Here is a 26181-nt window from a genome sequence, read left to right as displayed (position 1 = left end):
GTCTCAGCGAGTACCGGAGAGGTGCATGAATCAGCCCGGCAGCCAGCCGAACACGGCCGCCCCCGCTTCCGTCCCCGTCCCCACTGCCACCCCCCTTCAGACCCACAGCCCCGACATCCGGCCCGCTCCCTCCGCAGCACCAGAACTCAGCAAGCGGCAGCGGGCCGGACTGCTGATCACGCTCATCCTCGGCAGCCTCTCCGCGCTGCCCGCGCTCTCCATCGACATGTACCTCCCGGCGCTCCCCGACGTCACCGAGGACCTGAACACCGGCGCCGCCACCGTCCAGCTCACCCTCACCGCCTGCCTCCTGGGCCTCGGCCTCGGCCAGCTGATCGTCGGCCCCATGAGCGACCAGCTGGGCCGCCGCCGCCCGCTGCTCGTCGGCATGGTCTGCTACGTCGCCGCCTCGCTGGCCTGCGCCGTCGCCCCCACGGTGGAGATCCTCACCGCCTGCCGGGCGATCCAGGGCGTGGCCGGGGCGGCCGGCATCGTCATCGCCCGCGCCGTCGTCCGCGACATGTTCGACGGCCTCGCCATGGCCCGCTTCTTCTCCACCCTCATGCTGATCTCGGGCGCCGCCCCCATCCTGGCCCCCGTCTTCGGCGGCCAGCTGCTGCGGCTGACCGACTGGCGCGGCGTCTTCCTCACCCTGGCCGTCGCCGGCCTCGTCCTCACCCTGATCGTCGCCCGCTGGCTGCCCGAGACGCTGCCCGCGGACAAGCGCGACGGCGGCGGCGTGGGCGCCGCGCTGCGGGCCATGGGCGGACTGTTCAAGGATCGGGTCTTCACCGGCTATCTGCTGGTCGGCTCCCTCACCTTCGCCGCCCTGTTCGCGTACGTGGCGGCCTCGCCGTTCGTCGTCCAGGAGATCTACGGCGCCTCGCCGCAGACCTTCAGCCTGCTGTTCATGGTCAACTCCATCGCCCTGGTGGCGGTCAGCCAGATCAACGGCAAGATCCTGGTGGGCCGGGTCTCCTTCAACCGCATCATCGGCATCGGCCTCACCCTGCTGATCCTGGTCTCCGTCGTGCTGCTCCTGCTGACCGGCGGCGTCTTCGGGGAAGCCGGCCTGGTCGCGGTCTCCATCGGCCTGTTCTTCCTGATGGGCCTGATGGCCCTGGTCCTGCCGAACGCCAACTCCGAGGGCCTGATGCGCGCCCCGCACGCCGCCGGCTCCGCCTCGGCCCTGCTCGGCGCCTCGCAGTTCTTCATCGGCGCCATCGCCTCTCCGCTGGTGGGCGTCGCCGGCGAGGACACGGCCGTCCCCATGGCCGTCGTCCAGCTCACCTCGGTGGTGCTGGCCGCGCTCTGCTTCGTCTTCCTGTGCCTGCCCAAGCGGAACCGCGCCGTTCCCCGATGAGACCACCCGGGCGGTGGCCGTCGTCGACCACCGCCCGCAGTGGGCCGCCGGGTACGCGGTACTCGCGGCCCGGCTCCGCGCGGCCCTGACCGGCGCGCCGGTGGTCGCGGTGCATCGCATCGGCTCCACCGTCCAGCTGTGTACCGCGGGCGGCTCCACACCCGCCGCCGTGCCCTGGACGGCGCAGACGGGAGAACGGCGCGGAGAAATCAGTGGAGGCGCAGGCCCGGAAGGTCTACCGTGGCCGGGTCCACGATCCACGCGTTCGCGAAGAGGTGTATTTCGATGACGGTCCGAGCAGCGGCGGCCGACTCCGGCCGGCCGTCCTTCCCCAGGACCATGACCTCATCGAACCCAAGGGACACCTCTCGTGGATCTTCCCCGCATCTTCACCGTTCGCGAAAGTAGCCACCGGCTCCACAACCCGTTCACCCCCGGCAAGCTCGCCGTCCTCGGCGAGGCGCTGCGCCTGGCGCCCGGCACCCGCGTGCTCGACCTCGCCAGTGGATCGGGCGAGATGCTCTGCACCTGGGCCCGGGACCACGGCGTGACCGGAACCGGCGTGGACATCAGCACGGTGTTCACCGGCCAGGCCCGCGCCCGTGCCGCCGAGCTCGGGGTGGCCGACCGGGTCACCTTCGTCCACGGTGACGCCACCGGCCATGTCTCGGACGAGCCGGTCGATCTCGCCGCGTGCGTCGGGGCCACCTGGATCGGGAACGGCGTCGCCGGCACCGTCGAACTGCTGGCCCGCAGCCTGCGGCCCGGCGGGCTGATGCTCATCGGCGAGCCGTACTGGCGCCGGGACGTGCCGGACCAGGAGACGGCCGAAGCCTGCCTCGCGGGCGGCCCGGACGACTTCCTGGCCCTGCCGGACCTGATCGGCCACTTCGGCACGCTCGGGTACGACGTCGTGGAAATGGTGCTGGCCGACCAGGACAGCTGGGACCGCTACCAGGCGGCACAGTGGCTCAACCTCCGCCGCTGGCTCGACGCGCACCCCGACGACGAGCTGGCCGCCGAGGTACGGGCCGAACTCACCACCGAACCCGTCCGCTACACGCGGTACCAGCGGGAGTACCTCGGCTGGGGTGTCTTCGCCCTGATGGCCCGTTGAGGGCCTGCTGAGGGTGTGGTCCGCGCGGGCCGGGGCGGTTGCCGCCCCGGCCCGCGCGGGCGTCCCTCCGGGCACCCGTTCCGTCCGCGCGGCCGTAACCCGGTCGCCCGGACGGACACGGGGACGGACGGGAGCGGCCCGGGTCTCAGCCCGCGCCCTCCGCGTCACCGGCGCCGCCCGCCTCACCCCGTACCCCTTCCCGGGGACCGTCCAGCTGGATCAGATCCCAGCGGTTCCCGTACAGGTCGCGGAAGACGGCGACCGTCCCGTACGGCTCGTGGCGCGGCGGCTCCTCGAAGACCACCCCGGCCTCCCGCATCCGCGCGTGGTCGCGGGCGAAGTCGTCGGTGTTGAGGAACCAGCCGACGCGCCCGCCCGTCTGGTCCCCCACCCGGGCCTGCTGCCCGGCGCCCACGGCCCGGGCCAGCAGGAGCCCCGCCTCCCGCGCCCCCGGCGGGGCCACCACCACCCACCGTTTGCCGTCGGCCAGCGCGGTGTCCTCCACCAGCGCGAAGCCGAGCGCGTCCCGGTAGAACGCGATGGCCTCGTCGTAGTCGTGTACCAGCAGCGCCGTGAGTCCCAGATGTGCCATCCGGTGATGATGCCCGCCGCCGGGACGCCCCGGCCATCCGGCCCGGCGGACGCCTACGATGGGCCGGTGAACAGCAGCACGCCCCCCGCCGCCGGCCCCGCCGCGTCCCCCGCGCCTCTCGCCGCCCCCGCGCCCGCAGCGGCCGATGAGCTGCGCGGCGCGCTGGACCGGCTGCTCGACGGCCTGCCGCCCAAGCGGACGGCCGCCGCGGTGGAGCGGCTGATCACCAGTTACCGGGGCCGTACCCAGACCCACGCGCCGGTGCTGCGCGACCGGGCCGACGCCATCGCCTACGCCGCCTACCGGATGCCCGCCACCTTCGAGGCGGTCACCGCGGCGCTGGAGGCGTGCGCGGCGCGGATGCCCGCCGGCTGGGCGCCCGGCAGCCATGTGGACGTGGGTGGCGGGACGGGGGCCGCGCTGTGGGCCGCCGCCGAGGTGTGGCCGGGCTCGCGCGGTGCCGAGGTCATCGACTGGGCAGGGCCCGCCCTGGACCTGGGCCGTGAACTGGCCGCAGGCGCCGCCCAGCCCGCCGTCCGCTCCGCGCGGTGGCGGCAGCAGCGGATCGGCGCCGAGCCCGAGCTGCCCGCGGCGGACCTGATCACCGTCTCGTACGTGCTCGGCGAGCTGACCGAGGCCGACCGCGACAGCCTGACCGACGCGGCGGGACGGGCCGGTTCCACGGTGGTGCTGATCGAGCCGGGCACCCCGGAGGGCTATCTGCGGATCAGGAGCGCCCGCGACCGGCTGACCGCCGCCGGGCTGCGCGTCCTGGCTCCCTGCCCGCACAGCGACCGCTGCCCGATCGAACCCGGTGCCGACTGGTGCCACTTCGCCGCCCGGGTCGCGCGCTCGGCCCTGCACCGGCAGGTGAAGGGCGGCGTACTGCCGTACGAGGACGAGAAGTTCGCCTACGTCGCGGCCACCGCAGCCCCCGCCCCCGCGCGGGACAACGCGCCGCACCCCGTCGCCCGGGTCGTGCGCAAGCCGCAACTGCGCAAGGGCCAGGTGCTCCTGGACCTGTGCACCCCGGACGGTGCCCTCACCCGCACCACCGTCACCAAGCGGCACGGCGACACCTACCGCACCGCCCGCGACACCCCCTGGGGCGCGGCGTGGCCGCCGGAGGGCGCGGACGTCACACCGCGTTGACCAGCACCACGAAGACGGCGGTGCCTATGCCCACGCTCAGGATGGTGCGGCGCCCGAACGCCAGATGAACGGCCGCCGTGACCGCGACGGCGAGCAGCGCGTACGGCAGGGTGCCGGGGGCGGCGGTCAGGGTGGAGCGCAGCGAGGTGACGGCGAGGATTCCCAGGATGCCCACCGGCATCCACAGCGCGAGCCGCTGGACGACGGCCGAACCGCGCAGGGTGCGCAGCACCGCGAACGGTACGGCGCGCAGCGCCAGCGTGATGCCGAAGACGATCGCGAGCACGGCGAGCAGATAGGGCGTACTAGGCATCGGCGCGCCTCCCGGCCAGGGCGTGGCGGGCGAGCAGCAGCCCGACGAACAGCAGCAGCGCCGTGAACAGGGCGACGTCCGGGGTCAGCAGCAGCGCCACCGTCACCCCTCCCGCGGCGAGCAGCACCGAGGGGATCTCCCGGCGGGAGCGGAAGGCGTCGAGGGTGAGCACGGTGAACAGCGCGCACAGCGCGAACTCCAGGCCCTCGACGGGGGCGGGCAGGGCCGCGCCGAGGGCGACGCCGAGCAGGCCGCCGCCGACCCAGTAGAGCTGGCAGGCGAGTTGCATCGCCAGCAGCCGGGGCGCCGAACGTTCCGCCGTGGTCTGGGTGGCGGTGACGGCGTACGCCTCGTCGATCATCGCGTAGACGGCGTAGGCCCTGGCGTACCGGTTCCGCACGAGGTGCAGGGGGAACGAGAAGGCGTAGAAGACGTGCCGGAAGTTGACCACCAGCGTGGTCAGTGCCACGGCGGCCAGCGGGGTGACGGTCGCGACCATGCCGACCAGCAGCAGTTCCAGGGAGCCCGCGAAGGCTGCCACGGACAGGGCGGGCGTCAGCCACCAGGGCAGCCCGGCCTGGACGACGAGCAGGCCGAGCGCGATGCCCAGCGGGAAGATCCCGAGCCCGGCGGAGAAGGAGTCGCGTACGCCGGCGGCGATCCGTTCCCGGCGCAGGCCGGGCGGGGGAGCGGAGGGGGCCGGTGCCGGTGCCGGGGGAGGAGGAGCGATGGGGGCGGTGGGGCCGGGCGCCGTGGCCGGGCCCGGGGTGTTCTCTCGCACGTCTCCATGGTCGCGCAGAATCCGCGCCATATGGTGGCGAACATTGCCCAAAGGACGCTACGTCGTGCAATGTATGGGCCATGGATGCCACGGATCGCGCAATCATTGCCGAGCTGGAACGGGACGGGCGGCTGACCAACGTCCAGCTGGCCCAGCGGATCGGCCTGACCACCGGCCCGTGCCTGCGGCGGGTGCAGCGTCTGGAGGCGGACGGAGTGATCCGGGGTTACCGGGCCGTGGTCGACCCGGCGGCGCTGGGCCGGTCCTTCGAAGTGCTGCTCGACCTGACCCTGGACAGTCAGGCGTCCGGGATCGTGGAGCACTTCGAGCGCACCCTCGCCGAGGCCGAGGAGGTCATCGAGCTGCGGCGGCTGTTCGGCAGCCCGGATTACTTCGCGCGGGTGGCGGTGGCCGATCTCGTCGCCTACGAGGCGTTCCTGAGCGGGCGGGTCATGACGATCCCCGGGGTCAGGAACGTCACCTCGCACTTCACGATGAAGACCCTCAAGCCCGCCCCGTAGACGCGCGTACGGGCGGCGGCGCCCCGGCGCCGCCGCCCGTTTTCCTCTGAGGTGTTACCCCGGGACTGCTCTCTCCGGGGCTACGCATCGCGCTGCTCGCGCAGCCTCCTCAGCAGCTCCCGCTTCTGCGCCGCCGCGTCCTGGCCGGCGCCGCCCGCTCCGGCGGCGCCCCTGCCGCCGCGCAGCTGCTTGCGTGACAGGTGGGTGCGCGGCCCGCCGACGCCCATCATGGCGCCACTGCGTCCCTTGCTCATGGCCGGTCCTCCTTCGTTCGTCGTCGTTCCGGAGTGGATCCGTCGCCACCAAGACTGAACGAGACGTATCGTCTTGTCAAACGCCTTTTCTCATTACACTGCCCTCATGGGAACGACCTCTCCGCACGACACGCCCCGCGCCACCCGGGGCCCCTCCACCCCCGACCCCGCCCGCCGCAACCCCCGCTCCCGGCAGGCGATCTTCGACGCCAGCCTCGACCTCGTCGGCAAGGTCGGCTACGAGAAACTCACCATCGAGGCCATCGCCGCCCAGGCCGGGGTCGGCAAGCAGACCATCTACCGCTGGTGGCCCTCCAAGGCCGCCGTCCTCCTCGACGCCTTCACCGCCACCGTCGAACACCCGGACTACGACGCCGAGTTCCCCGACTCCGGCGACCTCGTAGCCGACCTCAAGGGCGTGCTGCGCGCCACCGTCGACGAGTTCAACGACCCCGCCTTCGAGGCCCCCTACCGCGCCCTGGCCATCGCCTCCGCCGGCGACCCCGAGCTGGCCCACTCCTTCGTCACCCGGCTCTCCGAACGCGGCATCCAGGTCTACATGGACCGCCTCCGCACCGCCCAGCAGGCCGGGGAGATCGACCCCCGCACGGATCTGCGGATCGCCACCGAGCTGATCCTCTCCCCGTTCTCCCAGCGCTGGCTCACCCGCAGCGCCCCGCTGACGTACGAGTTCACCGACGCCCTCGTCGATCACGCGCTGCGCGGACTGCTCACCCGCGCCCCCCGGGAGTGACCCTCGCCGCACCCCGCCCCCATCCGCACCCGTGGCGATGTCCGATCCGGTAATGTCACGGAGCACGCAGGACGAGCGGGACGGAAGTGAGGCGACCTCAGCCCATGGAAAAAGAGCGCAAACTTCCCCGCTGGATGCGCAGGGGCGCCCGCGCCGCCGCCGATTCGGCCGCCGCCGCCCAGGCCCGTGAGGAACTGCTGCTCGCCACCGCCGGGGCCGGCTTCCCGCTGGCTCCCGCCGCCCACCCCCAGGGCTATGGCTGCTCCTGCGAGCGCATCGGGTGCCCCACTCCCGGTCGCCACCCGGTATCCCTCGCCTGGCAGACCCAGGCGACCACCGACCCCGAACGCCTCCTGGCCTGGCTCCGCGCCGACCAGGAGGCGAATTTCATTACGGCCACCGGTGTCACCCACGACGTCCTGGACGTCCCGGCCGAGGCCGGCCACGCCGCGCTGAAACGTCTCGCCTCGGAAGGCACCAACACCGGCCCGGTCGCCATCGCCGACCCCGACCGGATGCTCTTCTTCACCGCCACCCGCGGCACCCCGGACGACGAGGACGAGTGGTGGCCCTGCGCGCTGGACTGCCTCCCCGAAACCATGGACGAACACCCCGGGCTGCGCTGGCACTGCCGCGGCAGCTACGTGCTGGTGCCCCCGTCCCAGGTGGCGGGCGGCGGCGTCCGCTGGCTGCGTGAACCGGGTCTGCCGCTGCCCGAACCGCTCACCCTGCTGGAAGCACTGACGGACGCCTGCGCCGCCGAACTGGCCAGGGAGGCCGAGAAGGAGATCCCGGCCGACTGGCTCACCGGCTGAGCGGGCGACGGGCTGACCGGCGGCGCACAGCGCGCCGGGCGGTCAGCCACCGAAGGCCGAGGTCACCCGGTGACACGCGCCGGCCCGGCGCCCCGGCCCGGCGCCGCCGTCATTCGCCGATGGCCGACGTCACTCCGGTGATCCGGCTCGGCACCGCCACATCGCCCGCACCGGAGGCCGGGACGAGAGCGGCGTGCATGGCCATCCGTACCAGCGTCACCGAGGTCTCCGCGCTGCCCTCCATGAGGGCCTCCACCAGCGGATCGACCACCGGGGTCTCGCCCTCCGCCATGGTCTGTTTCTCGTGGTGCCGGGTCGCGAAGAACACCAGCGCGCCGCCGTCCGTGTCGCGCAGCGCCACCGGGGCGAAGCCCGGCTCGGTGGGCACCGAGTCCTGGTACTGCATGGCGAACGCCGGGTTGCTGTTGGACTCCTCGCGCCGCTCGACGGCCTCCGTGGTGTACGGGCCGTCCGCGAACGGCCCGGCCTTCGACCCGAGGAAGTCGTTGTACGCCGAGCCCAGCAGGGCCGGCGGCAGAACGAGCCCCGCGTCGTCCCCGGCCGCCTCCTCCGCGTCCGCCGGGATCGGGATGTCCTCGGCGTAGCCGTCGTCGTCGACGGCGAACTCCGGCACCGCGGACGGCTCCAGCACGCTCAGATAGGACGCGAGCCACTCCTCGTCCATCCCGTCCCGGGTGAACACCAGCAGCCAGCGGTTGTCCCCGCTGCGGTTGGTGGCGGTGTCGGCCACGAAGAACTTCGGCCAGCCCGCCTGCTGCGGTATGTGGAACGTCGCGTCCGTCAGCTCCAGCGGCTCGAAGTCCGGGTTGCCGCCCGGGGTCACCTCGCCGCGCGCCACCAGGCCCGCGTGATCGATCTCGCCCAGCGGGCCGTTCTCGATCGTCTCGTTCAGCTCGGCGTCGTACGCGGCGTTGGACTCGTTGCTCACCTCGACGAAGCGGTCGAGCGCCGCCTCCGCCTCCTCCTCGGAGGCCGCCGGCACGATGGCGGTCTCCCCGTGCACCGTGACGCACCCCGACACGGACGCCGCCGTGGCCACAGCCATGACCACGCCCACGGCGGTCCTGGCCACCCGCGCTCGCACCCGCATCGTGAAGCCCTCCCCATACCCTCTTGCTCAGCCCCGGCCCTGTGGCCCCGGGCCCAGGCATCGTAACCGTGCCCGCCGACGGCCCTCGCATGGGAGGATGCGAACCATGGTGGGGACCATGACTTTCACAGCGGCGTTACGGGAACTGCGCACCGCACAGAAGACCTCCAAGGGTGTCTCGCTCTACTCCCGCCACATCAACCGCCCGCTGGGCCGCGTCCTGGCGGCGGCGGCCTTCCGCGCGGGCCTCACCCCCAACCGGGTCACGCTGCTGTCGGCACTGGTGAGCTACACCGCCCTGGCCGCCGTCGCTCTCCTCCCACCGTCCTGGGCTCTAGCGGCGGGGGTGTACGCCGGGCTGGTCCTCGGCTTCGCCCTGGACTCGGCGGACGGCCAACTGGCCCGGCTGCGCCGCGAGTCCAGCGCGGCGGGGGAGTGGCTGGACCATGTGGTCGACGCGGCGAAGATCACCGCCCTGCACTCCGTCGTCCTGATCAGCTTCTACCGGCACTTCGACCTGCCGCACGACGGCTGGCTCCTCCTCCCGCTGCTGTTCCAGCTCGCGGCGGTGGTGATCTTCTTCGGCGGCCTGCTGCGGGAGAAACTCAAGCCGGCCCCGAAGCCCGCGCCCGGGGCCCCCGCGCCCCCGCCCCCCTCCCGCGTCAGGGTGGTGGCGCTCCTCCCGGTGGACTACGGCGTGCTGTGCGCCCTGTTCCTGCTCCTGGGCAGCCAAACCGCCTTCCGGCTGGGCTACCTGGCGCTGTGCGCCGCCTATGTACTGTTCTGTGCGGCATTCCTGACGAAGTGGTTCCGCGAACTCCGCTAAGCGGCGTCGGGCCACACGAGAAAGACGGACTGCCGCCGTACGAACGCCAGATGATCGGCGGCCGATTCGGGCGACGCGCAGTACAGGCGCATCGGCTCCCCCTCCCGCACCACTTCCGTGGGCCCGGTGGGAAACGCGAGTCCCCACCCCACCACGCTGACCCGGGCCCTGTCGTCCTCGCTGAAGGACTCCTCGACCAGCGCGTACGTCCTGGGGGCGAGGCTGCGGACGTAGGCGTGCAGCTTTTCGTCGTACGGGTCGAAGCCCAGCTCAATGCCATCCTGCGCGGCTGCGGTGTCCATGCGAAGTCTCCTGTCGTTAGGAGGGATTAACGATCCATCGCGAACGACGCTAGCGTTTGCGTTGGACTACAGTCCATCGATTCATGGATTGGAGCCCAAAAGGCCATCCGTGTGGGTGACGGGAAGGGATGATCATGACGCGCGACAAGATCCTGCCGACCATCCGGCAACGGCGGCTCGGCAGTGAGCTCCGTGTGCTCAGAGAACGTGCCGGGCTCACCGCCACCCGCGCGGGCCAGCTCTTCGGCGTGACGCAATCCCGCATCAGCAACATCGAGATCGGCCGATACGCCGTGAGCGCGGAGCGCGTCCGAGCCCTGGCCAACCTCTATGACTGCGGCGACGGGCCACTCATCGATGCGCTGGCCGCCATGACGGGTGGCCGCACCCGGGGCTGGTGGGAGGACTACCGCGAGATCCTGCCGACCGGCGCACTGGACCTTGCGGAACTGGAACATCACGCGACGGTCATACGTGTTGCCACGGTGATCCACATGCCGGGCCTGCTGCAAACAGCGGACCACGCACGATCAGTGATTGCGGACGCGGTGCCGCCGCTGCCGCCCCACGCGGTTGAGCAGCGCGTCTCGCATCGGATCAAGAGGCAGGGCATTCTCTACGGCGACAAGCCGACACCCTTGACCGCGGTGATCCATGAGGCAGCATTGCGGATGGCCTTCGGCGGATCCCGGGTGGCCACCGCACAGCTGAAGCATCTGCTCAGCTGGAGCGAGCGCGATCATGTAACCGTGCGAGTCATTCCCTTCGGTGCGGGCACATTCCCCAACGCGGGTCAGGGCATCGACCATTTCGGCGCGGAGCTGCCTCAGCTGGACAGCATCCAACTGGACAGTGATCACGGATCCTTGTTCTTCGACGCCTACTCACAACTGGACAAGTACCGGACTGTGCTCGACCGCATGGAAACGTGTGCTCTGTCACCGGATGAGTCACGCGACTTCATCCATCGCGTCGAGAAGACTCTGTGAAAGGACCCCGATGACTGACCTGATGTGGCAGAAGTCGTCGTTCAGCGCGGAAGCCTCCAACTGCGTCAACATCGCCATGGCACCCGATGGCACGCTGTGGCTCCGTGAGAGTGAAGAACCGGAGGTCGTCCTGAAGGCGCGGGCATCCAGGACCCACAGCCTGCTGATAGCGATCAAGTCCGGTCGCCTGACCGGCTGATCACCTGGCCCCACGGCGGGGCCGCGCGCACCCGCGACAAGCTGATCGTCGCCGTACGGCGGGCCCGCCGGACCGGGGCGGTGGTTCCTCACCCGTCCCCGTGGGCCAGTTCCCGCACGGCCACCGTGCGGAAGTCCGTCGGGGGGCGGCCGGTCAGGTGGTGGACCGTGGGGGTGGTGCGGTCCTCCGCGCCGTCCGCGATGGCGAGGTCCAGGGACGCCAGCAGCGCGGCGAACTCCGCCGGCAGCCCGGCCGCCAGCCGCTCTCGCAACTGGTCGTAGCTCAGGCGCTGGTGGGTGACCGGGCGGCCGGTGACCTCGGTGAGGGTGGCGGCGATGTCGTCGAAGGCCAGCGCCTGCGGGCCGGTCAGGATCAGGTCCGTGTTGGGCGCCTCGGCGGCGGTCAGGGCGTGGGCGGCGACGGCCGCGATGTCGTCCGCGTCGATGAAGGCGACCCGGCCGGTGCCGGTCGCGGACGCCACGGTCCCGGTGGCGCGGATGCTCCGCGCGTGGGCGTGGTCGCGCAGGAAGTTCTGCATGAACCAGGAGGGGCGCAGCACCGCCCACTCCCCGAACAGGCCGGGCAGCGCCGCGTGCACCTCTCCCACCGCCGGGCCGCCCGGCGGGATGGCCGATGAGCTGAGCAGCACCGCCCGCCGGACGCCGGCGGCGCGCGCCTGGCGCAGGAACGGCAGCATGATGCGGGCGGGGTCGGTCTCGCCCGGGGGCGGGACGAGGTAGACGCGGTCCACCCCGTCGAGGGCGGCGTCATGGGTGGTGGGGTCGTACCAGTCGAAGCGCGGGTCGCCGTTGCGGGCGGCGGCCCGGACCGGGTGGCCGGCGGCGCGCAGCCGGGCGGTGGTGCGGCTGCCGGTGGTGCCGGTCGCGCCGGTCACGAGGATGGCGGTCATCGGGTGCCCCCGGCTTCCTGGACGCGGTTCTCGTGCTGCGGGGCGCCCTGTTCGGTGGTCGTGCGGTCCGGTGGCAGGTGTGTCCTCGCGCGGTCGGGGTTCCTCGCTGCGGCGGCCATGGGCATGGGGTGTCCTCCAACGCGTACGATGCGGACCCGGGGTCCGTTACGTTGAACGATACGGACCGTCGGTCCGGATTGCAACAGGAGGGACGGCCCACCATGACCGAACGCAAGCCGCGCAAGGACGCCGTCCGCAACCGGGCGGCCGTACTGGAGGCCGCCGACACGCTGTTCGCCGACTGCGACAGCCCGGCCGACCTCACCATGGCCGACATTGCCGCGGCGGCGGGCGTCGGCAAGGGCACCCTCTTCCGCGCCTTCGGCGACCGCACCGGACTCATCCGCGCGCTGTACGAGATCCGGTTCACGCCGCTCCGCGAGGCCGTCGAGACCGGACCGCCCCCGCTCGGGCCCGGCGCGCCCCCGCTCGACCGGGTGCCCGCCGTGCTCGACGCCATCCTGTGCTTCAAGATCGACAACCGCCATCTCGCCCTGGCCCTGGAGGAGTCCGGCAGCGGCAGCCCGTACGAGACGGCCCACTACGACCGCTGGCACGCCCTGCTTCGCGCCGAACTGGAACGGATCCCGGAACGGGGCGACGGCGGCTTCACCGCGCACGCCCTCCTGGCCGCCGTCCGGGCCGACCTCGTGGAGTACCTCGTTGGGCGGAAGGGTGTCTCCCGCGCCGACCTGCGGGCCCAGCTGGCGGAGTTCACCGCCGGGGTCCTGCACGGACACCGGGGCTGATCAGCGTTCCGCGCCCGCCGTCACCGTGTTGGCCGCGGCGATCACCGCGATGGCCGCCCACGACCACAGGTCGAGGTGCTGTTCCAGGACGACCAGCCCGATCAGCGCGGCGAACACCGGGTTCACGCTCATGAAGACGCTGAAGAAGTGGGCGGGGACCCGGCGCAGCGCCAGCAGGTCCGCCAGGAGCGGGACGACCGAGGACAGGACGCCCGCCGCCAGCGCGCACAGCAGGGCGAGCGGGGTGGGGCCGCACAGCCACAGGACGACCGCGCCGACCGGCAGGTACAGCAGCCCCGAGACGCCCGCCGCCGCTGCCGAGCCCTCCAGTCCCGGCAGCCGCTGGCCGATGGCGCGGTTCAGCAGGATGTAGCAGGCCCAGCACGCGGCGGCCGTCAGCCCCAGAGCGATGCCCGCGTAGTCGGTGCTCGGCTGCGGCCGGACCAGGACCACCACGGCGGCCGTGGCGGCCAGCGCCGACAGCACGCCGGTGCGCCGCCCGGCGGTGGCCAGGGCCACGGCCAGCGGCCCGAGGAACTCCAGGGTGACCGCGAGGCCGAGCCCGATCCGGTCGATGGCCGCGTACAGGGTCAGGTTCATGGCCCCGTAGACCAGCGCGAGCGCGAGCACCAGGCGCCACTGCCCGGCGCTGAAGGCCCGCAGCCGGGGGCGGCCCACGCCCAGCAGGACGGCGGCGGCCACCCACTGCCGTACGGCCACCACGCCCACCGGGCCCAGGACGGGGAAGGCGAGCGCGCCGATCGACGCCCCGGTCTGGTTGGCCAGGCCACTGCCCACCATCAGCGATATCCCCGACGCGCGTTCTCCGGCTCTCATGCCCCGACCCTCCGCCGCGGCCGGGCGCGGACAAAATGCACAGCGCGGCGTATCTATACGCTGGACGCATGGAGGGAAAGGAACTGGAGCTGCGGCACCTGCGCTGTCTCGTCGCGATCGCCGACGCCGGCACCTTCACCGACGCCGCCATCGCCCTGGGCGTCTCCCAGGCCGCCGTCTCCCGCAACCTGCTCGCCCTGGAGCGGATCCTCGGCGTGCGGCTGCTGCACCGCACCAGCCGCACCGTCACCCCCACCGCCGCCGGGGTGCACGTCCTTGCCCGCGCCCGGCACCTGCTCGGCGAGGCCGACGCGCTCGTCGCCCAGGCCACCACCGGACACACCCGGCTCTACCTCGGGCACGCCTGGTCCGCGATGGGCGGGCACACGACCGAGTTCCAGCGGCGCTGGCACGCCCAGCACCCGGACGTCGAACTCCACCTCGTGCGTCACAACACCCCCACCAGCGGCCTGGCCGAGGGCCGGTGTGACCTGGCCCTGGTCCGGCTGCCCTTCGACACCCGCCGCTGGGCCCACGCCCTCGTCGGCCACGAGTCGCGGGTCATCGCGCTCGCCTCCGACGATCCGTGGGCGCGGCGCCGGAGCATCCGGCTGGCCGAGATCCGCGGGCGCACCCTTGTCCTGGACCGGCGCACCGGCACCACCACCCTGGACCTGTGGCCCGAGGGCGAACGGCCCGCCGTCGAGTACACGCACGACATCGACGACTGGCTCGCCGCCATCGCCACCGGGCGCTGCGTGGGGGTGACGCCCCGCTCCACCGCCACCCAGTACCGCCGCGACGGCATCGTCTACCGGCCGCTGCGCGACGCCCCGCCCATCCCCGTCCATCTCCTGTGGCGGCACCCCGACCCGCACCCCGCGACGCAGGCCGTCGTCGACCTGCTCGGCGGCCTCTACCGCGAGGACGGCTGACGGGCCGCCGGCGGAGCCGGTACGACCGCGGCGGTCCGGGGCGGTCCGGGGCGGTCCGGGGCGGTCCGGGGCGGTCCGGGAAAGTCCGGGGCGGTCCGGGATCAGTCCGAGCGGCCCGTCACCGCCACCGTGACGCCCAGGCCGATCATCGCCAGGCCGCCGGCGCCGCCCACCATGGACAGCCGCTCCGGTGAGCACGCGAACCAGTCGCGGGCGGTGGCCGCCGTCAGGCCCCAGACGCTGTCCGAGGCCAGCGCTATCACGTTGAACACCACACCGAGCAGCAGCATCTGGAGCGCCGGGTGCTGCTGCCCGCGGTCCACGAACTGCGGCAGGACAGCGGCGAAGAACACGATCGTCTTGGGGTTGGTCACCCCGACCACGAACCCCTCCCAGAACGTACGCCGCCCGCCGCCCGTCCCCGCCTGGGCTGCGGGGATCGCGGACGCCAGGGCGCGGCGGGAGCGCCAGGCGGCCACGCCCAGGTAGACCAGGTACGCCCCGCCCGCGAACTTCAGCGCGGTGAAGACCAGCGCCGAGCGCTCCACCAGCTCCCCGACCCCGGCCGCCACCGCCACGATCAGCACGTAGGCGCCGACCGCGTTGCCGGCGACCGTCATCAGCGCGGCGCGGCGTCCCAGGGACAAGGCCCGGCCGACCACGAACAGCACGCTCGGTCCGGGGATGATGATCAGCAGGAAGGACATGACAGCGAAGGCCAGCAGGCGGTCGGCGGAAATCATGGGGTCATCAAAGCAGCGTGCCCCGGGCCGCGTCAGCCCTGTTCCACCCGGGTCGGCCCTGTCGCGCCCGCGTCAGCCCTGTTCCGCCCGGGTCGCCAGGGCGTCCAGCGCGCCGCGCAGCTGGGTGCTGGAGGTGTGCACCGTGTAGGGGAAGTACACGACCTCGACGCCCACCTGCCGGAAGTCGCGCTCCAGCTTCTCGCCCTTCGCCGTGCCCCGCCAGTCGTCGCCCTTGAACAGGACGTCGAAGCGCACCTGTTGCCAGGTCGTCACCTTGTCCGGCACGGTCTCCACGAACGCCGCGTCCACGTACCGGATCGATCGCACGATCTCCAGCCGCTCCACCAGCGGTATCACCGGCGGTCTGCCCTTCGCCAGCTCCGCCATCTCGTCCGAGACCACCCCGGCCACCAGATAGTCGCAGCGACTGCGCGCGTGCCGCAGGATGTTGAGGTGGCCGATGTGGAAGAGGTCGTAGACGCCCGGTGCGTAACCCACCAGGTGCGGTACCCGCTGCTGCCCGTGTCCCTGCGGCATGACTCGTGACCCCCACGCGGTCGCTGGGACCGCCCGGCCGGGCGGCACGGGCGGCGGATCCACCCGACCTTAGTCCCAAACCCTCACTCCCCGGGCCCGATTGATGACATGCGGTGCAGGTTCTGCGGATAGGGTGGACACTGAGCGCTGTCGGGATTCCCGTTCAGGGGGGAGAAGTTCGACCGTGGGCGAACGACACGAACGGCTGCTGCTGGTCTCCACGAACTACGCGCCCGAACAGGCCGGGATCGGCCCGTACGCCACCCAGCTCGCCGAGCACTGGGCGCACGCGCGCGCCGCGGAAGTACACGTCCTGGCCGGGTTACCGCACTACCCCGCCTGGCGTCTTGACCCCGCCTACCGCCATGTGTGGCGCACCGTCGACGAGCGCGCCGGGGTCCTCGTCCACCGGCGCCGGCACACCGTCCCCCCGCGCCAGTCCGCGCTGCGCCGGGCCCTGTACGAGGCGACCATCCTCGGCCACGGCCTGCTGGCCCCGCCCCGCATGGGCCGCCCGGACGCCGTGGTCGCCCAGGTGCCCAGCCTCGCCGGCGGAGTGCTCGCCGCGCGGATCGCGCGCCGCCACCGCGCCCCGTACATCCCCGTCATCCAGGACCTGATGGGCGCCGCCGCCGCGCAGAGCGGCATCCGGGGCGGGGGCCGCGCCGCGTCCGCCGCCGCCGCCGTGGAGCGGCGGATGCTGCGCGGCGCCACGCTGGTCGGCATCATCCACGAGACGTTCCGGGAGCGGGTCCGGGCGCTGGGCGTCCCCGACGAGCGGATCCGGCTCGTCCCCAACTGGTCGCACGTCTCCGGACCGGCCACCCCACGCGCCGCCGTCCGCGCCCGCCTGGGCTGGCCGCCGGAGCAGACCGTGCTGCTGCACTCCGGCAACATGGGCCTCAAGCAGGGACTTGAGGTGCTGATCGGCGCGGCCCGCGAGGCGCCTGAGATCCGGGTGGTGCTGATGGGCGACGGCAGCCAGCGCGAACGCCTGCGGGAGATGGCGGCGGGAACGCCCAACGTGGAGTTCCTGCCGCCCGCCGCCGACGCCGACTTCCCCGACGTCCTCGCCGCCGCCGACGCCCTCGTGGTCACCCAGCGGGCCGCCGTCCTGGACATGAGCGTCCCCTCCAAGCTCACCTCCTACTTCACCGCCGGACGCCCCGTCATCGCCTCGGTCGCGGCGGAGGGCGGGACGGCCCAGGAGATCCGCGACTCCGCCGCCGGCTGGCTGGTGGCGCCCGAGCACCCCGCTGCGCTCGCCGCCGCCGCCCGCGAACTGGCCGCCGACCCGGCCGCCGCCGACGCCATCGGCGTGCGCGGCGCCGATTACGCCCGCACCCGGCTCGGCCGCGCCGCCGGGCTCGCCCGGGTCGACGCGCTGCTGGACGAGGCCCTGGCGCGTGCGCACCCCTCCCGTTCCGCACCCCGCCCGGCGCCCACGGACCCGGCCCTCGCGTTCAAGGAGTCCCGTTGAAGGAGGCCCCCGCCGGCAGCCAGGCCGCAGCCGCCCCGTACGACGAACCCGACCTGCTGCGCGACCAGTTCCGGCAACTGCTGCGCTACCGCCTGCTCATCGTCTGCGGCATCGTGCTGGGCCTGGCGGGCGGCGGCTGGCTGGGGCTCACCGCCAACGAGACGTACGTGGCCACCGCCGAGGTCACCGTACGCACCCCCACCGCCGACCCGTTCGCCGGCGGCACCGTCGACCGCGTCGCGATGGGCTCCGAACGCCGCACCGCCGTCAGCGACATCGTCGCCCAGCGCGCCGCCGAGGCACTCGGCGACCCGGACAGCGCCCAGCAGCTCAAGCGCGGTCTCCAGGTCACCAACCCGCCCAACACCGAGGTTCTGCGCTTCGCCTACTCGGCCGACGACCCGCATCTGGCCGCCGAGCGCGCCAACGCCTTCGTCCAGGCCTACCTCGGCAACCGGCAGGCCGACGCCGACGCCACGATCGCCGCCGGTGTCGCCTCCCTGGAGAGCCAGCGCGCCCCCCAACTGGAGCGGCGCGACGCGCTGGAGGACGAACTCGGCACCCTCTTCGAGGGCAGCGCCGCCTACGACAACGCCCTCGCCGACCTGTCCGGCGTCACCAGCGCCATCTCCGACCTCAACGCGGCCATCGCCCGGCTGACCTCCCTGGACACCACCGGCGGCCGGGTCATCACCGAGGCCACCCCACCCGGCAGCCCTTCGGGCCCCGGCCTGCCGCTGCTGCTCGCGCTCGGCTACGTCGTCGGCATCGGCATCGGCCTGCTCGCCGCCTGGGTCCGGCTGGTGTTCGACCCGACCGTGCGCTCGCCCGGCGATGTCACCCGGGCGCTGCACGCCCCCGTACTGGGCGTGCTGCCCCGGCCCGCGCGCGGTGACGGCCCCGAGGAACTCCTCGCCCAGGGCCGGCTGGCCGAGGAGTACCGCTCGGTGGCGTTCCGGCTCGCCTACGACGAGGCGTTCGCGCAGCGCCGCCGGCTGCTGGTGGTCGCACCGCGCGGCAGCATAGAGACCCCGCTGGCCGCCGCCGTCAACCTCACCGCAGCCTTCGCCGAGATGGGCATGGACGCCCTGCTCGTGGAGGCCGACCTGCGCACCCCCACCCTCACCGAACAACTGCGGCACGCGGACGGCGTACGGCCCGGCTGGGCCAGCTCACCCGGCGGGCGCGGCGAGAGCACCGACTGGCCCAGCGGGCTGCGGGTACCGATCGATGCCGAGGAGTCCGGCATCTTCGACCTGGTGCCAGGCCGCCGGGTGCGCAACGTGCCGCGCGCCCTGACCTCCCCGGCCGCCAGCCAGCTGATCCACCACGCCGACACCAAGGGCGCCGTGGTGGTGGTGCTGGCCCCCGCCGTGCTGCTGTACGCGGACGCCATCGCCCTCACGGACCGGGTGGACGGGGTGCTGGTGGTGTGCGACCCCAGCGAGGTGCACCGCGACGACCTGACCCGGGTACGGGAGCTGGTGGTCGGGGCGGGCGGCCTGCTGCTGGGGGCGGTCCTGCACTCGTGGGGCAGCGGCACCGACCCGCGCGAAGGCGAGGGCGAGGGGGACGGCGAACGCCCGGGGGAACGGACCGGGGAGGCCGAGAGCCGCGACCGCGACGGCCGGGCCCTGGCGGTCCGCCCCGTGCCGGGGCAGCCGCACGGCGCGCGGCACCGGCAGCCGCCGGGTGGCGTCAACCGGGAGCCCCAGGGGAGCAATTCGGAAACCATGGGACTGCGGATCCTGGATCCCGGCGCGCTGGGTGATCATGAAGGGCACCACTGAGCGACACCAGGGATCCGAGAGAAAGCCGTGAGCAGACCGCAGTGATACGACCCGGGCGCGCCGTCGCCTTCTCCATCGCCGATCAGGGGGTGGCGGCCCTCACCAACATAGCGGTGGTGGTGTTCGCCGCCCGCCAGTCCTCCGCCGGGGCCTTCGCCGATTTCGCCCTCGTCTACGCCGTGTTCGCCGTGCTGCTCGGCGCCTGCACCGCGTACGTCGGCCAATCGCTCGTACTGCGCGGCGGCGCCGGCCGCGACCGGGCCGAACTGGCCAGGGACTGCCGCTCGGCCGCCCTGTTCGCGCTCGCCGCCGCCACCGCCGTGGGCCTGGTGCTGGCGCTGCCCGCGTACGCGCTGTCGGCCGGCGCGCTGGCGGCGCTGGGCGCGGTGCTGCCCATCGTGCTGACCCAGGACACCCTGCGCTACGCCTTCTCGGTGCTGCGGCTGCCGCAACTCGCCCTGGCGGCCGACCTTCTGCGGCTGGCGGTGGCCGTACCCGCGCTGGCGCTGCTGCCGGCCGGCCCCGGCGCCGCGACGCTCGTGCTGGCCTGGGGTCTTTCGGCCCTGCCCGCGCTCGGGCTCGCGAGCTGGCTGCTGTACCGGGCCACCGCGGACGCGGCCGGCCGGCCGCGCCCGGCGGCGCTGCTGGCGCGCGGGCACCTGGGGCAGCGGTTCGTGGTGGAGTTCGGCGTCGGCAACGCCTCCTCGCAGCTGGCGATCATCGGGCTCGGCGCGCTGGCCAACCCGCTGGCCGTCGGCGCGCTGCGCGGCGCCGGTACCGTCTTCGGCCCGCTGAACGTGCTGTTCAACACCGCCACCGGCTTCGGCCCGCCGCTGCTCGGCGAGCAGCGGTCGGGGGCCGGCAAGGCCCGTACGGCGGCGCTCGCGGGCGGCGCGCTCGCGGCGGTGGCGGCGGGCTGGGCGCTGCTGCTCTCCGTGCTGCCGGACAGCTGGGGCCGTCAACTGCTGGGCGACACCTGGCAGTCGGCGTCCGCGCTCATCCCGGCGACCGGCAGCCAGTACGCGGCGATGGCCATGGGCACCTGCGGCCTGCTGGCGCTGCGGGTGCTGAGCCCGCGCGCCACCTTGCCGATCCAGCTGGTGTTCTCGCTGGTCTCGGTGGTGGCCCTGCTGACCGGCTACGCGCTGGGCGGCATCCTGGGCGCCGCCTGGGGCCTGTGCGCGGGCTCGGCGGCGAAGGCAGTCGCGGCCTGGACCCGGGTGGCCTTCGAAGTGCGGGTCGCCGCCGAGCGGGAACCGGAGGCGCAGGTGCCGGGCGCCGAGCCGACGGAGGAACCGGGCGGCCGGGTGGCGGGCTGAACGGACCGGCCGGGGCGTCCTCGGTCGCCGTCCGGCGCCTTCCGCGCGGGCGGTACGGAACGGCCCCGCGCGTGTACCCTCCTGCCGGAACCGGGTCCTGTGTCTCCGGCCGATCACGCCCCCTGGCCGAGGTGGCGGAGGGGGCCGAGGTGGCCGAGGGAGGAGCCTGATGAGCGCGGTGAAGCTGAGCCGGGCGGAAGCGGTCGTGCTGGTGCGGCGGATCATGGCGGGGGAGTACGCCGGTGAGGACGAGCTGAACGACTGGCTGGACACGCTCGACACCTCGCTGTCCTGCCCGTCCGGCTACCTCGGCAATCTGGTCTTCTGGCCACGGGAGGGGGAGTTGCCTGCCGAGGTCGTGGTCGACCGGGCACTGGCGTACCGGCCGGTGGCCCTGTGACGCCGGTACCCGGGTGAGGAGCGGGACCACGACGGCTGCCGGAGGCCGGTGCGGTGAGGGCCCCGCCATGTTCGTCCCGGCAGGTCGGCCGTGGTCGGCGGTCCCCCTCACACGCCGGGCAGGCCGTCAATCCCCTTCGTGCAGCCAGATCCGCAGCGGGCCCACCGTCTCGAAGTCGTGTGCCAGGGCGGCCGAGAGGTCCTCGCCGTGCTCGTAGCCCACCACCGGCAGGCCGGGGAAGAGGTGGTGCACCGCCTCCAGCACGAACGGCCAGGCGGTATCGGGGGTGGCGTCGTCCCGGCGGAAGACGTTGGAGACGCCGATCACCCCGGCGGCGCGGCTGGCCACCGCCCCGGCGACCACCCGGCGGTCGCCGGGATGCCGCCCGGCCAGCACGAAGGTGTCCGGGTCGCCGAGCAGCGCGGGCGGGAAGAGTCCGGCGTCCCCGGCGCCGTCGTCCCAGGCGTGTGCCCAGGCGCGCAGCGCGTCCGGGTCGCGGACCACCTCCCACGCCAAGCCGGAGACGGTCGCCGGCGCGCCGGCCGGCCGGTGGATCCACGCCGCCTCGAACAGCACCCGGAATCCCGCCCCGGTCAGCTCCAGGTCCGCGAAGCTGTCCTTGACCGAGGCGCCCGGGGTGGCCGTGTCGATCCGGGCCACCAGCGCGGCGGGGTCGGCGCCCGGCGTCAGCGTGACCGCGTCCGGGTAGTACGGCGGGGTACGGGCGGGGGTGGCCCAGGACTGCGGGTCGAAGCCGCCGCCCCTCACGCCGTGGGCGGCGCTCATCACGGCGCACCACGCGGCGTTGTTGCGGGCGGCGGCCAGGACCAGGGACGCGGGGGGTTCGTTCGGTGTCACATCTGCTGATCCTGCTCCGCCCGCCCCCGTTGGTCGAACGGGTTTCCGTTCCGTGGGGTCAGGGGTACCGGGTCAGGGGTGCCACACCCCCGTGCCCGCCGTCTCGTGGGCGTAGTCGGTGAAATCGCGCGGCGCGCGCCCCAGCGCCCGCTGCACGCCGTCCGCCAGGGTGGCGAACCGGCTCTCCGCGATCCAGCCGAACAGCTCGTTCAGCAGGTCCGTGTGCTCCGCGTCCAGGCCACGGCCGGTGGCGTGGCGCCGGAACTCCTCGGGGGTGAGCGGGCGGTAGCGGATGTCCCGGCCGGTGGCCCGCGCGATCAGGGCCGCCACTTCGCCGGTGCCCAGGGTGCGCGGCCCGGTCAGTTCGTACGCCTGCCCGGCGTGGCCGTCTTCGGTCAGCGCGGCGATCGCCACCTCGGCGATGTCCCGGGCGTCGACGTACGGTTCGACGCCTTCCCCGGTGGACCAGGCGAGCTCGCCGTCCAGGAGCTGGCTCAGGTAGAACGGGTCCTCGCTGAAGTTCTGCGCGAACCAGGCCGGCTTCAGGATGGTCCACTCCGCCCCCGACTCGCGCACCGCGCGCTCGCCCGGCAGTTTCTCCTCGCCCGCCGGCACCACCCAGTCCCGGGCGGACAGGAACACCAGCCGCCGCACGCCGCGTTCGGCGGCCAGTTTGCCGAAGGCGCGCAGTGGCGTGGCCGCGTCCGCGCGCTGCGAGTCGACCAGATAGGCCGCGCGGACCCCTTCGAGGGCCGGCTCCCAGGTGTTCTCGTCGTACCAGTCGAAGCGGGTCCGCCCGCGGCGGGTGGCCTCCCGGACGGTGTGGCCGCGTTCCCGCAGTCCGGTGGCCACCCGGCGGCCGGTCTTGCCGGTGGCGCCCAGGACCAGGACGGGCTGTGCTGTCGTCGTCGCTGTGCTTGTCATGAGAAGAGTCAAACCCGGGAGGGGTGAGCGGAGGAATGGTTCATCGGCTCACTCCGATGTCTGATCGTCTAATCTGAGGAGCATGGACGCACTCGCCCAACTGCTGTACGAGGTACGGTCCGACGGCGCGCTCTTCAGCCGGAACCTGATGGCCCCGCCCTGGTCGGTGGGGTTCGCCGCGCGGACCCCGCTGACCCTGGTCACCATGGTGCGCGGCACCGGCCACATCCACCCGGGCGGCGGGGCCGCACCGGTCGCGGCCGGGCCGGGAGATGTGGCCATCGTGGTGGGGACCGAGCCGTTCACCGTCGCCGATTCCCCGGACCCCGGCACCGCCCCGCTGTACGTCGTGCACGGCCCCGACCACTGCACCACGGCGGACGGCGAGGCGATCAGCGACGACCTGCTGCTCTCCCTGCGCACCTGCGGCAACTGCCTGGACTGCCCGGAGGCGATCCTGCTCACCGGCAGCTACCAGGTCGGGGGCCGCGTCTCCGAGCGGCTGCTGCGCGCGCTGCCCCGGGTGCTGGTCGTCCCGCACGGCGGCGAGCCCCGGCCGATCCTCGACCTCGCCGCGCTGGAGATCAGCCGGGAGGACCCCGGCCAGCAGGCCGTTCTCGACCGGTTGCTCGACCTGCTGCTGCTCGCCACCCTGCGCGAGTGGTTCGCCCGTCCCGAGGCCGATCCGCCGGGCTGGTACCGCGCGTTGGGCGACCGGGTGGTCGGTCCGGCGCTGCGGCTGATCCACGACCGGCCGGCCAGGGCCTGGACGGTGGAGGCGCTGGCCGCCGAATCCGGCGTCTCCCGGGCCACGTTCGCGCGCTGCTTCACCGAACTCGTCGGCGAGCCGCCGATGGCGTACCTGACGGGCTGGCGACTGGCGCAGGCCGCCGACCTGCTGGCCCGCACCGACGCCACGGTGGAGTCGATCGCCCACCAGGTCGGCTACGGCAGCGCGTTCGGGCTGAGTGTGGCCTTCCAGCGGGTGTACGGAGTCCGGCCCAGCCACCATCGGCAGGCGGTCAGGGCGTGAGCGGGGCGGTGCTCAGGAGCCCAGCTCCCACAGGACGTGCGCCAGCGCGTCCGTGTTGAGGTCGAGCGCCGTCTCGTCGATGTTGTCGAGGGTGTCGCACGCCCGGTGGTAGCAGGGGTCGAACGCGACGCCCGCCGTGCCGTTCCACTGCGCCGCCTGGGCCGCCGTCATCGTGCTGCCCGCCCCGGTGAACAGGCCGCCCACCGGGATGCCGGCGCTGCGGAAGGGGACGTGGTCGGAGCTGTTGCGGGCGGCGGTGGCCGGCTCGGTGGGGACGCCGCGCGCCGCGAACCAGTCGGTGAACAGCGCCTCGATCGCCGCGTCGTCGTCGTAGACGAAGTAACCGGCGTTCGGGGAGCCGATCATGTCGAAGTTCAGATACTCGCCGAACCGGGCGCGCTCCGTGGCGCTCAGCGACGCGACGTAGGCGCGCGAGCCGACCATGCCAAGCTCCTCCGCGCCCCACCAGCCGAACCGCAGCTCCTTCTGCGGGCGCACGTCGGCCCCGGCCACCGCGAGCGCGACCTCCAGGACCGCGGCTGACCCCGAACCGTTGTCGTTGACGCCCGCCCCGGACCGTACCGAGTCCAGGTGGGCGCCGGCCATCAGCACCTCGTCGGTGGCGGCGTGCGGCCAGGTGGCGATGAGGTTCCAGCTGGTGATGCCGGCGTTGGTGAAGGCGTGGCGGCTGGTCTCGTACCCGGCCTCCTCCAGCAGGCCCTCGACGTAGTCGAGGGAGGCGGCGTAACCGGGCTGGCCGTGCGCGCGGTTGCCGCCGTGCGCGGCGGCGATGGACTCCAGCTCGGTGAGGTGGCCCAGGACCCGCTCCACCTCGATGTCGGGCGCGGCGGCCGGCGTGGGGGTGGTGGCTCCGGTGGGCGCCGGTGCGGCGGTGGCACCGCCGGCGAGTCCGGCGGCGAGAGCGAGAGTGAGGGCGATGACGGGCACGGCCGGACGGCGGTAGGTCATGGACGCTCCAGAAGCGTGGGGGACTTTTGACGCGTGCACGCTCATCAGACAGATGTGCGGACCGCGCCGTCAAGAGCCCGTCAGCGCAACTGTGTCCGCGGATCCCCCCGCCAACTCGTCACCAGCGCCAGACACAGCAGCGCGATCCCGATCCGCCCCGACGCCTGGAGCAGCGAACCGCGCAGCAGGATGAAGCTGTACCCGGCCAGCACGGGCGCCACCACCGCCAGTACGTTGCCCGGCGAGGGATCGTCCAGCGTCCGGGCCACATAGCGGCGGTCCGTGCGCGCCGCCAGATAGCCCACCGCGACGAAACCCGCCGCCATGCCCAAGGGGCCGAAGTCCAGCCACAGTTCCGCCCACAGCGGCGAGGACAGATTGGCGCTGGAGGTGCCCATCCAGCCGCCCACCAGGAACCCGGTGTCCTCCGGCTTGGACTCCCACACCGTGCGCGGCACGAAGAACAGCGCCGCGCCCACCACCTGACGGCCCAGCGTGTGCCCGTTGCCGTCCCCCGCGTACGTCACCGTGTTCGCGAACATCCCCACCTGGTCGTAGTCCTTGATGACCAGCGGCTCCATCAGCGACCCGGTCTCCACCGGCTGCCGCCCCTCCTCGTCGTACCGGAACCGGTCGGTGAACGGGAACACCAGCAGCGCCACCACCAGGCCCAGCGCCAGCGCCGCCCGGTACATCACGCTGCTGCGCGGAAAGAGCGTGAACAGCAGCGCGAACAGCACCGTCAGGAACCAGTAACGGGGATTGGAAATCGGGTTGTTGACGATGACGTTGAGGACGAGCAGACCGGCCCAGCACAGCACCAGCCACAGCCTGCGCCGCGCCCGCCGCGAGGTGACCAGCCAGCGGGTGAGGAACAGCAGCGCCAGCAGCGCCGGGACAGTGCCGAAACCGCGCAGCAGCGCGTTGCCCGCCTCGCCCCCGGCCCCGTCCGCACCGGAGGCCGTCGCCTCGTTCAGCGCGGCGCCCACCTCCTGCCGGCTGCTGAAGAAGACCGCCGGACCGCCCAGTCGCACGATCAGCAGCCCGCTCGCGACATACGCGATCGCGATCAGCACGAACAGCCGGCGCCGGTGCACGGTGGCGGCCGGCGCGCGCATACTGCGCAGCGAGGGCCGGTGCCGGGCCAGCAGCGCCCCGACGTCGAAGGCGACCATCCCGGTCAGCACCAGCACGGTCGCCAGCAGGGTGTCCGAGCGCGGGCCGAGCACCGGGGTGGGATCGCGGCCGAGCACCGACTGGGCCAGCGGGGCGATGCCCATCGCCAGATAGCAGAACAGCCAGAAAACGCCCTGGACCAGCCGCCGCCGCCCCGACAGCACCATCGTGCACAGCCGTACCCCGGCGTATGCGGCGACCACCAGCTGGAGCCAGAACGCCGTGTCCCGCACCCCCTCACCCGGCTGCGCGGCCACCGCGAACGGCAGCAGCCCCACCACCCCGGCCACCAGCGGCACCGACAACGGCCGCGACAGAACGGCCCGTTGTCCGGGCCCGGCCGTCAGGGGAGCCACGCGGCCGTGCCCCCCG

Annotated in this window: 30 protein-coding genes; 16 read left to right on the top strand and 14 right to left on the bottom strand. The window is 73.3% G+C overall.

All coding sequences use genetic code 11. The features are described from left to right. Nucleotides 1–25 precede the first annotated feature (25 nt). Both ACTFAP_RS06315 and ACTFAP_RS06310 read left to right on the top strand, forming a co-directional pair. Nucleotides 26–1363 carry a multidrug effflux MFS transporter gene (locus tag ACTFAP_RS06315; protein ID WP_500468434.1) on the top strand — a complete coding sequence of 446 codons (1338 nt, stop codon included), beginning with the start codon at nt 26–28 and terminating at the stop codon, nt 1361–1363. A gap of 370 nt (nt 1364–1733) precedes the next feature. Continuing rightward, the gene (locus tag ACTFAP_RS06310; RefSeq protein ID WP_495683762.1) at nt 1734–2480 is read left to right on the top strand and encodes a methyltransferase domain-containing protein; all 747 of its coding nucleotides are present in this window, start codon (nt 1734–1736) and stop codon (nt 2478–2480) included. A 145-nt stretch (nt 2481–2625) separates the two neighbouring features. Here ACTFAP_RS06310 and ACTFAP_RS06305 read toward each other — a convergent pair whose 3' ends face one another. Beyond that, the gene (locus ACTFAP_RS06305; protein ID WP_495683761.1) at nt 2626–3072 is read right to left on the bottom strand and encodes a VOC family protein; all 447 of its coding nucleotides are present in this window, start codon (nt 3070–3072) and stop codon (nt 2626–2628) included. A 66-nt stretch (nt 3073–3138) separates the two neighbouring features. Here ACTFAP_RS06305 and ACTFAP_RS06300 point away from each other — a divergent pair, with 66 nt between their 5' ends. Beyond that, a complete protein-coding gene (locus ACTFAP_RS06300; RefSeq protein ID WP_500468433.1) occupies nt 3139–4224 on the top strand; it encodes a small ribosomal subunit Rsm22 family protein in 1086 nt (361 codons plus the stop codon). Here ACTFAP_RS06300 and ACTFAP_RS06295 read toward each other — a convergent pair. Further along, nucleotides 4211–4537, bottom strand: coding sequence for an AzlD domain-containing protein (locus ACTFAP_RS06295; protein ID WP_030726541.1), 327 nt, complete (start codon nt 4535–4537; stop codon nt 4211–4213). The genes ACTFAP_RS06300 and ACTFAP_RS06295 overlap by 14 nt on opposite strands. Next, complete coding sequence (locus ACTFAP_RS06290; protein WP_495683759.1) at nt 4530–5318, bottom strand: AzlC family ABC transporter permease; 789 nt, start codon at nt 5316–5318, stop codon at nt 4530–4532. Before ACTFAP_RS06290 ends, ACTFAP_RS06295 begins: the two co-directional genes overlap by 8 nt. Nucleotides 5319–5398: 80 nt before the next feature. Here ACTFAP_RS06290 and ACTFAP_RS06285 point away from each other — a divergent pair, with 80 nt between their 5' ends. Then, nucleotides 5399–5839 (top strand): Lrp/AsnC family transcriptional regulator, encoded by a 441-nt coding sequence (locus ACTFAP_RS06285; RefSeq protein WP_500468432.1) that lies wholly within the window; start codon nt 5399–5401, stop codon nt 5837–5839. A gap of 80 nt (nt 5840–5919) precedes the next feature. On the opposite strand, the gene ACTFAP_RS06280 is transcribed toward ACTFAP_RS06285, so the two are convergent. Next, nucleotides 5920–6093 carry a DUF6243 family protein gene (locus ACTFAP_RS06280; RefSeq protein ID WP_400009384.1) on the bottom strand — a complete coding sequence of 58 codons (174 nt, stop codon included), beginning with the start codon at nt 6091–6093 and terminating at the stop codon, nt 5920–5922. A gap of 106 nt (nt 6094–6199) precedes the next feature. Here ACTFAP_RS06280 and ACTFAP_RS06275 point away from each other — a divergent pair, with 106 nt between their 5' ends. Both ACTFAP_RS06275 and ACTFAP_RS06270 read left to right on the top strand, forming a co-directional pair. Further along, entirely contained in the window at nt 6200–6847 is a 648-nt protein-coding gene (locus ACTFAP_RS06275; RefSeq protein ID WP_500468431.1) for a TetR/AcrR family transcriptional regulator, read from the top strand. Between the two features lie 104 nt (nt 6848–6951). Next, nucleotides 6952–7662: a bifunctional DNA primase/polymerase gene (locus ACTFAP_RS06270; RefSeq protein ID WP_500468430.1), complete on the top strand. Its 711-nt coding sequence runs from the start codon at nt 6952–6954 to the stop codon at nt 7660–7662. A gap of 109 nt (nt 7663–7771) precedes the next feature. Here ACTFAP_RS06270 and ACTFAP_RS06265 read toward each other — a convergent pair whose 3' ends face one another. After that, nucleotides 7772–8773, bottom strand: coding sequence for an SCO2278 family lipoprotein (locus ACTFAP_RS06265; protein WP_495683757.1), 1002 nt, complete (start codon nt 8771–8773; stop codon nt 7772–7774). Between the two features lie 118 nt (nt 8774–8891). Here ACTFAP_RS06265 and ACTFAP_RS06260 point away from each other — a divergent pair, with 118 nt between their 5' ends. Further along, nucleotides 8892–9599: a CDP-alcohol phosphatidyltransferase family protein gene (locus ACTFAP_RS06260; protein ID WP_500468429.1), complete on the top strand. Its 708-nt coding sequence runs from the start codon at nt 8892–8894 to the stop codon at nt 9597–9599. On the opposite strand, the gene ACTFAP_RS06255 is transcribed toward ACTFAP_RS06260, so the two are convergent. Continuing rightward, entirely contained in the window at nt 9596–9901 is a 306-nt protein-coding gene (locus ACTFAP_RS06255) for a hypothetical protein (RefSeq protein ID WP_500468428.1), read from the bottom strand. The genes ACTFAP_RS06260 and ACTFAP_RS06255 overlap by 4 nt on opposite strands. Nucleotides 9902–10035: 134 nt before the next feature. On the opposite strand from ACTFAP_RS06255, the gene ACTFAP_RS06250 reads away from it, so the two are divergent. Both ACTFAP_RS06250 and ACTFAP_RS06245 read left to right on the top strand, forming a co-directional pair. Beyond that, nucleotides 10036–10890 carry a helix-turn-helix domain-containing protein gene (locus ACTFAP_RS06250; protein ID WP_500468427.1) on the top strand — a complete coding sequence of 285 codons (855 nt, stop codon included), beginning with the start codon at nt 10036–10038 and terminating at the stop codon, nt 10888–10890. A 10-nt stretch (nt 10891–10900) separates the two neighbouring features. Continuing rightward, nucleotides 10901–11089, top strand: a complete 189-nt coding sequence (locus tag ACTFAP_RS06245) for a DUF397 domain-containing protein (protein WP_500468426.1) — start codon at nt 10901–10903, stop codon at nt 11087–11089. 88 nt (nt 11090–11177) lie between these two features. Here the strand turns inward: ACTFAP_RS06245 and ACTFAP_RS06240 are convergent, their stop codons facing one another. Continuing rightward, entirely contained in the window at nt 11178–11999 is an 822-nt protein-coding gene (locus ACTFAP_RS06240) for an NAD-dependent epimerase/dehydratase family protein (RefSeq protein WP_500468425.1), read from the bottom strand. A 221-nt stretch (nt 12000–12220) separates the two neighbouring features. Here ACTFAP_RS06240 and ACTFAP_RS06235 point away from each other — a divergent pair, with 221 nt between their 5' ends. Continuing rightward, nucleotides 12221–12808 (top strand): TetR/AcrR family transcriptional regulator, encoded by a 588-nt coding sequence (locus tag ACTFAP_RS06235; protein WP_376046433.1) that lies wholly within the window; start codon nt 12221–12223, stop codon nt 12806–12808. Here the strand turns inward: ACTFAP_RS06235 and ACTFAP_RS06230 are convergent, their stop codons facing one another. Continuing rightward, the gene (locus ACTFAP_RS06230; protein WP_500468424.1) at nt 12809–13645 is read right to left on the bottom strand and encodes an EamA family transporter; all 837 of its coding nucleotides are present in this window, start codon (nt 13643–13645) and stop codon (nt 12809–12811) included. 68 nt (nt 13646–13713) lie between these two features. On the opposite strand from ACTFAP_RS06230, the gene ACTFAP_RS06225 reads away from it, so the two are divergent. After that, on the top strand, nt 13714–14580 hold the full coding sequence (locus tag ACTFAP_RS06225) for a LysR substrate-binding domain-containing protein (RefSeq protein ID WP_495683748.1): 867 nt from the start codon (nt 13714–13716) through the stop codon (nt 14578–14580). Nucleotides 14581–14681: 101 nt separating this feature from the next. On the opposite strand, the gene ACTFAP_RS06220 is transcribed toward ACTFAP_RS06225, so the two are convergent. Both ACTFAP_RS06220 and ACTFAP_RS06215 read right to left on the bottom strand, forming a co-directional pair. Continuing rightward, nucleotides 14682–15323 (bottom strand): LysE family translocator, encoded by a 642-nt coding sequence (locus ACTFAP_RS06220; RefSeq protein WP_500468423.1) that lies wholly within the window; start codon nt 15321–15323, stop codon nt 14682–14684. Nucleotides 15324–15395: 72 nt separating this feature from the next. Continuing rightward, complete coding sequence (locus ACTFAP_RS06215; RefSeq protein WP_390116858.1) at nt 15396–15860, bottom strand: FAD synthase family protein; 465 nt, start codon at nt 15858–15860, stop codon at nt 15396–15398. Nucleotides 15861–16044: 184 nt separating this feature from the next. Between ACTFAP_RS06215 and ACTFAP_RS06210 the strand changes: the two genes are divergently transcribed. From ACTFAP_RS06210 to ACTFAP_RS06195, 4 genes are all read left to right on the top strand, one after another. Next, complete coding sequence (locus tag ACTFAP_RS06210) at nt 16045–17340, top strand: glycosyltransferase (RefSeq protein ID WP_495683746.1); 1296 nt, start codon at nt 16045–16047, stop codon at nt 17338–17340. Further along, entirely contained in the window at nt 17337–19130 is a 1794-nt protein-coding gene (locus tag ACTFAP_RS06205) for a lipopolysaccharide biosynthesis protein (protein ID WP_500468422.1), read from the top strand. The genes ACTFAP_RS06210 and ACTFAP_RS06205 overlap by 4 nt, the downstream gene beginning before the upstream one ends. A 44-nt stretch (nt 19131–19174) precedes the next feature. After that, nucleotides 19175–20449: an MATE family efflux transporter gene (locus ACTFAP_RS06200; protein ID WP_495684900.1), complete on the top strand. Its 1275-nt coding sequence runs from the start codon at nt 19175–19177 to the stop codon at nt 20447–20449. Nucleotides 20450–20618: 169 nt separating this feature from the next. Then, a complete protein-coding gene (locus tag ACTFAP_RS06195) occupies nt 20619–20849 on the top strand; it encodes a bacteriocin immunity protein (protein WP_495683744.1) in 231 nt (76 codons plus the stop codon). A 126-nt stretch (nt 20850–20975) separates the two neighbouring features. Here the strand turns inward: ACTFAP_RS06195 and ACTFAP_RS06190 are convergent, their stop codons facing one another. Together ACTFAP_RS06190 and ACTFAP_RS06185 are read right to left on the bottom strand one after the other, a co-directional pair. Then, entirely contained in the window at nt 20976–21635 is a 660-nt protein-coding gene (locus ACTFAP_RS06190; protein WP_500469416.1) for a hypothetical protein, read from the bottom strand. A 144-nt stretch (nt 21636–21779) separates the two neighbouring features. Further along, nucleotides 21780–22631, bottom strand: a complete 852-nt coding sequence (locus ACTFAP_RS06185) for an NmrA family NAD(P)-binding protein (protein WP_500468421.1) — start codon at nt 22629–22631, stop codon at nt 21780–21782. 82 nt (nt 22632–22713) lie between these two features. On the opposite strand from ACTFAP_RS06185, the gene ACTFAP_RS06180 reads away from it, so the two are divergent. Continuing rightward, nucleotides 22714–23664 (top strand): cupin domain-containing protein, encoded by a 951-nt coding sequence (locus tag ACTFAP_RS06180; protein WP_500468420.1) that lies wholly within the window; start codon nt 22714–22716, stop codon nt 23662–23664. 12 nt (nt 23665–23676) lie between these two features. On the opposite strand, the gene ACTFAP_RS06175 is transcribed toward ACTFAP_RS06180, so the two are convergent. Together ACTFAP_RS06175 and ACTFAP_RS06170 are read right to left on the bottom strand one after the other, a co-directional pair. Then, nucleotides 23677–24633 carry a M28 family metallopeptidase gene (locus ACTFAP_RS06175; protein WP_500468419.1) on the bottom strand — a complete coding sequence of 319 codons (957 nt, stop codon included), beginning with the start codon at nt 24631–24633 and terminating at the stop codon, nt 23677–23679. An 80-nt stretch (nt 24634–24713) separates the two neighbouring features. Continuing rightward, nucleotides 24714–26165: a hypothetical protein gene (locus tag ACTFAP_RS06170; RefSeq protein WP_500468418.1), complete on the bottom strand. Its 1452-nt coding sequence runs from the start codon at nt 26163–26165 to the stop codon at nt 24714–24716. Between the last annotated feature and the right edge of the window lie 16 nt (nt 26166–26181).

This window comes from Streptomyces sp. PH9007, assembly GCF_059813725.1.
The sequence above is the reverse complement of the archived record's forward strand: the minus strand, read 5'-3'. Positions and strand labels throughout refer to the sequence as shown.